This is a genomic window from Oleiagrimonas sp., assembly GCF_027858935.1.
In the GTDB taxonomy this organism is placed as follows: domain Bacteria; phylum Pseudomonadota; class Gammaproteobacteria; order Xanthomonadales; family Rhodanobacteraceae; genus Oleiagrimonas.
The window spans coordinates 1-7523 of sequence record NZ_JAQIBU010000128.1 but is presented as its reverse complement, the minus strand read 5'-3'; the positions used below and the strand labels follow the sequence as shown (position 1 = coordinate 7523).

The following is a 7523-nucleotide window of genomic DNA, read 5'->3' as shown; positions in this document are numbered from 1 at the left end:
TCGAGCGGGGCGTCAAAGATGATCCGGGCATCGGCCTCGGTCGTCAGCCAGGCGTTTTCCATCAGCTCGTTCTCCAGCTGGCCGGCTTCCCAACCCGAGTAGCCCAGCGCGACCATGGCGCGCCCTGGGCCCTCTCCAGCGGCCATGGCGACCAGGATGTCACGCGATGTGGTGACCAGCCAGTCCTCGTTGATGCGGTAGCTCGACTCCCAGTGACCGGCCTCGGTATGCAGCACGAAACCCCGTTCGGGCTGGACCGGCCCTCCAAGCAGGACGGGCATGTCGGCTACGTCCTGCTCGCTGCATTCCAGGTGCATCTGCGCCAACACGTCGCCGAGGTTGAACTCGGACATGCGGTTGATGAGCAGGCCGATGGCGCCATCATCGCCATGCTGGCAGACCATGGCCACGCCCCGCGCGAAGTGGGGGTCCGTGAGCGCAGGCATGGCGATCAGGAAATGTCCGGCGAGGGTGTTGGGGTTGTTCATGGGGGCATTGTAACGGGCGCCGGGCCAGACGGCAGCGGAATCGTCTTGCGGATCCGTACCCCGGATTAAGCCAGCCGCATCCGGGTGCATGCCAGCCGAATGCCCGCACCATCTTGTTTGGTTTGGCCGAAAACCAGAAATCCGCGTTGCAGTCACATCCGTACGCTTCCGGAGGCCTTGCACGGACTACATCAGCGTGTCTCCAGCCTGCCGCCGCGCAGGAACTGGTAGGTACGCGTGATATTGAGCTCGTCGACATGCTCGCCGGTGCGCGGTATCGGTGGAAATGGCGCCGCCATGCGTACGATGCGCATGGCGGCATCGTCGAGCACCCTGCGACCGGAACTTTCGATCACGGCGATGTGCTTGATCGAGCCGTCCCGGCGCAACACCACCGTGAGTATCAGGTTGCCGCTGTAACGCCCGGTGCGGGCTGCGTCCGGGAAGTTGAGCGTACCCACGCGCTCGACCCGTGCGGCCCAGGCACGCATGTAGGCCGCGTAGGCGTATTCGCGGGTACTGGAGTTGATGTACTTGATCTTCGGTCGCTTGGCCAGCTTCGATTGCTCGGCGCGGATCTGTGCGGCCAGTCGAGCCATTTCCAGTTGGCGCTGGATGGCAATGCGATCGGTATCCAGATCGCGAAGCGGCTGCTTGTGGCGGTCGCTGCTGCTGTTGACCGTGCGCTCGGCGTTGCCTGTGGTGGTGATCAGGTGGTTCGGGCGCATCGGGCTGGGGGCCGGTGCGGAAGGTCGGATCGGACGCGGTGCGATGCCGGGGTCCGGCTTGGGCAGCGGGGTACTGAACGGTTGCGAGGGGCGATGCGCTTTTTTGCTCGGACCACCGCCCTGGTTGTTTGCCTGGGCCAGGAAATCGGCCTTGTCCGGAGTCTTGAGGTTGGCGGTGTTGAGCAGCGTCACATCCAGCGCGGGAAGCTGCGCCTTGGGCTTGGGGTAGGAGAAACTGATGCCCAGCACGATCAGCCCGTGCAGCACCAGCGAGAACAGGATGGTCGCGCCGAGCATGTCGGCGTTACCGGGGCCGCGGGTACCCATACTCACGGCAGGGATGTCTCCAGGGATTTCTCGATGGCGTCGAACATCTGGCCTGCAATGGTAAGCCCGAATTGGGCATCGAGTTCACGTATGCATGTCGGGGATGTGACGTTGATCTCGGTCAGGTAGTCGCCGATCACATCCAGGCCGACGAAGACGAGCCCGCGCCGACGCAGGTCCGGTGCCACCTGATCGACGATCCAGCGGTCACGGTCGCTCAGCGGCACGCCTTCACCGCGGCCTCCGGCGGCGAGATTGCCGCGGAACTCGTCGCCCTGGGGAATGCGTGCCAGGGCATAGGGTACGGCTTCGCCATCAATCACCAGGATGCGTTTGTCGCCGGCGCTGATCTCGGGAATGAAGCGCTGGGCAATGGCCAGACGCCGTCCATCCAGGGTCAGTGTCTCCAGGATCGAGTTGAGATTGGGGTCGCCGTAATGCGAGCGGAAGATGCCGCGTCCGCCCATGCCGTCCAGTGGTTTGAGCACGACCTGATCATGCTCGGCGACAAACTCGCGCAATGCGCTGGACGAGCGCGCCACCAGGGTGGGCGCGCAGCATTCCGGGAAGGACAGCGCATAGAGTTTTTCATTGCAGTCACGCAGCGCCTGGGGACGGTTGACCACACGCACGCCCTCCAGCTCGGCCTGCTCCAATATCATGCTGTCATACACGAACTGGTTGTCGACCGGAGGGTCCTTGCGCGCCAGCACGACGTCGACTTCGGCCAGGGGGCGCCATTCCGGCTTGCCCAGATCGAACCACTCCCGGGGATCGTCGCGTACCTGCAGCGAAGCCAGGCGCGCCCAGGCACGGCCCTCGCGCACGGCCAGATCGCCTTGTTCCATGTACAGCACCCGGTGTCCCCTGCGCTGGGCTTCCAGCAGCATCGCAAAGGTGGAATCCTTGGCGGTCTTGATGGCCCGGATCGGATCCATCAGCACGGCAACGGCAAGTGGCATGGGTGTTTCCTGATGTGGGTGGAAGAGGATGCATCAAAAGCCCATCTAGCTTGCCGCCAGGCATTGCCGATGAGCAAGCGGCGGTGGTCCCCGGCAGGGTAACTTTGTCATTCGCCACGCATGCAGGGGGTCTGGGGAGCCGTGCATCGGGTCATTGTGCATCCTCGTCATGCCTGAATTTGCGAAAGTCTGGTAACGTGGCCGTTAGTCCCTGACTTGCATTTCAGGGGCGGAAGGACAAGACCTTTGGCAACAATTGCTTGCAGCTTCAACTTGACAATTTTCATAAACAAGCGTTAAACACCTAGGAATACGGTGGTCACGCGGGCGGGAATGCTGGGTAAAACAGCATGGTGCGGGTGCGTCGACCGGGATCTGCAGCGGACAACCATGACAACGAAATATTCCCGAGCCCGAGACCGGGCCGCAGGGGGCGGTAAGTGAACGACACTGTCGAAAAAGGCAGCCTGAATGGATTGCGGGTGATGGTCATCGATGATTCGAAGACCATCCGTCGCACCGCGGAGACCTTGCTGAAGAAGGAGGGCTGCGACGTGCAGACGGCCGTGGACGGATTCGAGGCGCTTTCCAAGATTTCCGATCTGAAACCACAGATCATCTTCGTGGACATCATGATGCCGCGTCTGGATGGCTACCAGACCTGCGCGCTGATCAAGAACAATCGTCAATTCCGTTCGACGCCGGTGATCATGCTCAGTTCCAAAGACGGCCTGTTCGACAAGGCCCGGGGCCGGATCGTCGGTGCAGAGCAGTACCTGACCAAGCCGTTCACGCGTGACGAGTTACTCGAGGCCATTCGTCGTCACGCGGTGTTCGCGTAAGCAAAAGGGGAGCAACAAGGGCACACATGGCTCACATACTCATCATTGACGATTCCCCAACCGATGTTCGCGTGTTCACCACGCTATTGGAAAAGGCGGGACATCAGGTCTCCAGCGCGAGCAGTGCCGAGGAAGGCATCGAGCGGGTCAAGGAGCACATGCCGGACATGGTCATCATGGATGTCATCATGCCTGGCATGAACGGATTTCAGGCGACGCGCACGCTGAGTCGCGATCCCGGCACCAAGGACGTGCCCATCCTCATCATCACCACCAAGTCGATGGAGACGGACCGTGTCTGGGGTCTGCGCCAGGGCGCGCGCGACTTCCTGACCAAACCGGTCAGCGAGAAGGAACTGCTGACCCGCATCGAGAAACTGCTGGCCGGGAAATGAGCCAAGTCATGAGCCGCATGCCGACCCCTTTCGAACAACTGGCCGACTATGAGCGTCGCAGCCTTGCGCACGTGGCTGGCGAGCCGCAGCAGATCATCAATGCCAATCTTTGGCGCGGCATCTGTTTTCGGGTCGGGCAGCGCCTGCTTGCAAGCAGCATCGGCGAGATCAACGAACTTCTGGTGCCGCAGCAGCTGACCCATGTGCCCGGCACGCGGGACTGGATGCTCGGCATCGCCAATGTACGTGGCAATCTGGTGCCCGTGGTGGATCTGGGACGGTACCTTTTCGGCCAGCGGATCCAGTCCACCGATCGAAGCCGCCTGCTGCTGGTTCGCCAGCACGGGGGCAGCGTGGGACTTCTGGTGGACGAGATCATCGGCCAGCGCAGCGTCGACAAAGAGCAGCGAGCGCAGGCGCAGGCCGAGGAAGACGAACACCTGATGCGATTTGTCGAAGAGAATGTGACGGTGGGTGATCAACGCATTGGCATATTCAACATGGGCCGGCTGACACGGGCCCCGGATTTTTTGCAGGCGGCACTGTGATGCGCGATTCCAAGTCTATGGGCGAGGTACGGCTATGAGTACGACAACGGGGGGCAGTGGCAAGGAGCGAAGCTACATCGGCCTGATCATCCTGCTTGCAGTGATGATCGTCATTGCAGCGACTGACTTCTTTCTCCTGAATCGCAAGAACGACCAGGAACGCCGGGCAGTTGCCCTGACCACGCAGATTCAGGTGCTTTCGCAGCAGACCGCGAAATTCGCCCTGGAGTCCGCAGGCGGAAACATCGATTCGTTCAAGGAGTTGCAGTCCACGCGCAACACGATCGATGCCGACGTCCAGCGTCTGATCAAGGGTGACCAGGCGACCGGCATGCCGTCCTACGCCGATAACGTGATTACCGGCAAGCAGGTCAAATCGCTGGGCAAAGCCTGGGGCCAGCTGGATGGGGACATTGGCAAGATCCTGTCCAACCGGGGCCTGGTGGTCGACTCCGCGCAAAAAGCCGCCACGTTCTCGCAGCAGATGCCGGTACTGAACTCCAGCATGGACCAGGTCGTCAATATCCTGCAGCAAAATGGCACCTCCTCGCAGACCTATACCGCGGCGCGCCAGCTGGTGCTGGCCGATCGCATGATGCGTCGCGTGCAGGAAATCCTGCAGGGTGGTGAAGCGGCGCAAGGCGCCGCCGATGGACTTTCACGCGACGCCCAGCTCTACGGCGCCGTGCTCGACGGTCTCATCCACGGCAACAAGGACGTTGGCGTGCGTGCCATGGGCAACGCCAACGCGCGAAAAATTCTCGAGGGGATCCAGACCAAGTGGAGTGCCCTGCGTGATTCTGCCAACAAACTGGTTGCGGGTGCCGCCAACCTGCAGGCTGTGAAGGGTGCCGGAAACCAGGCCTCGCTGGATTCGCAGACCGTGCTGTTGCGCGCCAACGACGTGTCCACGCAGATCGGCAAGCTGCCGACCACGCGCCTGTTTCCAAACATCTGGTGGGGCCTGATCGCCGCCGCCGGTGCAGTGCTGTTCGCCATTCTGCTGGTGTTCTCCCAGGGCCGCGAGCAACGCAGGCGCCTGGAAACGACCAACGAGCTCAACCAGCGTAACCAGGAGGCCATCATGCGCCTGCTGGACGAGATGGGTTCACTGGCCGAGGGTGATCTGACCGTCAAGGCCACCGTGACCGAAGACATCACCGGCGCGATCGCCGACTCGGTGAACTTCGCGGTGGAAGCACTTCGCTCCCTGGTGATCACCATCAACGAAACCGCAGTGCAGGTATCGGCAGCCGCTCAGGAGACGCAGGCCACCGCCATGCACCTGGCCGAGGCTGCCGAACACCAGGCGCAGCAGATCACCTCCGCCTCGGCCGCCATTTCAGAAATGGCCAACTCCATCGACCAGGTGTCACGAAACTCGGCCGAGTCGGCCGACGTGGCCCAGAAGTCGGTGGAAATCGCGTCCCGCGGTGCCTCCGTGGTGCGCGAGACCATCGAAGGCATGGATTCCATTCGCGACCAGATCCAGGAAACCTCCAAGCGAATCAAGCGCCTGGGTGAGTCCTCGCAGGAAATTGGCTCGATCGTGGAGCTCATCAACGACATTGCCGAACAGACCAATATTCTGGCGCTGAACGCCGCCATTCAGGCCGCGTCTGCAGGTGAGGCCGGCCGCGGATTCGCGGTCGTGGCCGATGAAGTGCAACGACTGGCTGAGCGTTCGGCCAACGCGACCAAGCGAATCGAGACCCTGGTGCAAACCATTCAGTCCGATACCAACGAGGCGGTGAGCTCCATGGAGCAGACCACGGCGGAGGTGGTGTCGGGCGCACGCAAGGCCGAGGACGCGGGCACCGCGCTGGGCGACATCCAGCGCGTGTCGAACGATCTGGCCGAGCTCATCAACGGCATTTCGGTAGCCGCACGGACGCAGTCTTCAGCGGCGACCAACATCACCTCGACCATGAACTCGATTCAGGAGATCACGTCACAGACCTCGCTGGGCGCGAGTCAGACTGCCGAATCCATCGGTAACCTGGCCCAGTTGGCCAACGATCTTAGACGCTCGGTGGCCGACTTCAAGCTGCCGGTCTGAGTATCGTCGCGTGGACATTTTGGAGGGGCTGGTAAATCGCTGGACCTCCGCATTTGAGTCAAGGCCGCAGGGTTGTACGGACCCGGTGGTTCAAAGAGCAAGTGTTGCGGAGGTGTGGGCATGTTGAATCACGCTGCAGGACCTGATCCGGTAGCCTGCCTGAAGCCTCTTCCAAGGGGGCGCGAGAGCGCATGAGACTAGAAGACGACATCGATTTCACCACCCTGAACTGGGTCAAGTCGGAGCTCGACGAGGCGCTGCAACGTGCGCGCGAATCGCTTGAGGCCCACGTCGACGATCCGGATAGTGGCCGTTTGCACGACTGCGGAGAGGTGCTGCACCAGGTGCAGGGCACGCTGCGCATGGTCGAGCTCTACGGTGCCGCGATGGTGGTGCAGGAGATGGAGCAGTTGGTCGCCGCCCTGCTCGATGACAAGGTCGAGTCACTTGACGAGGCGTATGCCGTGCTGATGCGTGGTCTGGTGCAGTTGCCGGACTATCTCGAGCGCCTGCAGAGCAGCCACCGGGATGTGTCGGTGGTATTGCTGCCTTTGCTCAACGAACTGCGTGCCAGTCGTGGTGCAAAGCCGCTTCATGAGTCAGTGCTTTTCACTCCCAACCTGGATGCGCCGCTGCCGTCTTCCGCGCCGGGCGTGGCAGTTCCGATGTCGCCCGAGGCGCAGAAACGCGCGGTGACCCAGTTGCGGCAGAATTTCCAGCAGCCACTGTTGGCCTGGTTTCGAGGACAGGACAGCGCGCAGAGTCTTGTGAAGATGCGCGACACCATGGACGAGCTTGCCGGCAAGTGCCACAGCACCCCCGGTCGTCGTCTGTGGTGGATCACTGCCGGTGTGCTCGATGGCATGCTCGAGGGCCATCTCGAGGAACATGGAGCGGAAGTCAAGCAGCTGATCGGCCGGGTGGACCGTGCCATTCGAGTCCTGATCGAGGAAGGCGAACTGGCACTGGCAGAGGGCCAGCCGGTCGAACTGGCACGCCAGTTGCTCTACTACGTGGCGCGTGCCACTCCAGGCAGTAATCGCCTGACTGCGGTAGGCCATACCTACGGGCTGACCCACCTTTTGCCCGACGCGGGCGAAGTGGAGCGGGCGCAAAGCTCCATGACCGGCCACAACCGGGTCCTGCTGGATACCGTTTCCCTGGCCATCAAGGA

Annotated in this window: 8 protein-coding genes; 5 read left to right on the top strand and 3 right to left on the bottom strand. The window is 62.1% G+C overall.

Annotation, left to right across the window (positions count from 1 at the left end; translation table 11 throughout):
- From PF446_RS04965 to gshB, 3 genes are all read right to left on the bottom strand, one after another.
- Positions 1-488: YqgE/AlgH family protein (locus PF446_RS04965; RefSeq protein WP_298070141.1), on the bottom strand; the 488-nt coding region annotated here is incomplete at its 3' end.
- A gap of 191 nt (positions 489-679) precedes the next feature.
- The gene (locus tag PF446_RS04960; RefSeq protein ID WP_298070142.1) at positions 680-1543 is read right to left on the bottom strand and encodes an energy transducer TonB; all 864 of its coding nucleotides are present in this window, start codon (positions 1541-1543) and stop codon (positions 680-682) included.
- Between the two features lie 2 nt (positions 1544-1545).
- The gene (gene gshB / locus PF446_RS04955; RefSeq protein WP_298070140.1) at positions 1546-2505 is read right to left on the bottom strand and encodes a glutathione synthase; all 960 of its coding nucleotides are present in this window, start codon (positions 2503-2505) and stop codon (positions 1546-1548) included.
- A 440-nt stretch (positions 2506-2945) separates the two neighbouring features.
- Between gshB and pilG the strand changes: the two genes are divergently transcribed.
- The 5 genes from pilG to PF446_RS04930 form a co-directional block, all read left to right on the top strand.
- The gene (gene pilG / locus PF446_RS04950; RefSeq protein WP_298070139.1) at positions 2946-3347 is read left to right on the top strand and encodes a twitching motility response regulator PilG; all 402 of its coding nucleotides are present in this window, start codon (positions 2946-2948) and stop codon (positions 3345-3347) included.
- Positions 3348-3373: 26 nt separating this feature from the next.
- Positions 3374-3742, top strand: coding sequence for a response regulator (locus PF446_RS04945; RefSeq protein ID WP_298070138.1), 369 nt, complete (start codon positions 3374-3376; stop codon positions 3740-3742).
- An 8-nt stretch (positions 3743-3750) separates the two neighbouring features.
- Positions 3751-4290, top strand: a complete 540-nt coding sequence (locus PF446_RS04940; protein ID WP_343224654.1) for a chemotaxis protein CheW — start codon at positions 3751-3753, stop codon at positions 4288-4290.
- Positions 4291-4324: 34 nt separating this feature from the next.
- Entirely contained in the window at positions 4325-6349 is a 2025-nt protein-coding gene (locus tag PF446_RS04935; protein WP_298070136.1) for a methyl-accepting chemotaxis protein, read from the top strand.
- A gap of 191 nt (positions 6350-6540) precedes the next feature.
- Positions 6541-7523: Hpt domain-containing protein (locus PF446_RS04930; protein ID WP_298070135.1), on the top strand; the 983-nt coding region annotated here is incomplete at its 3' end.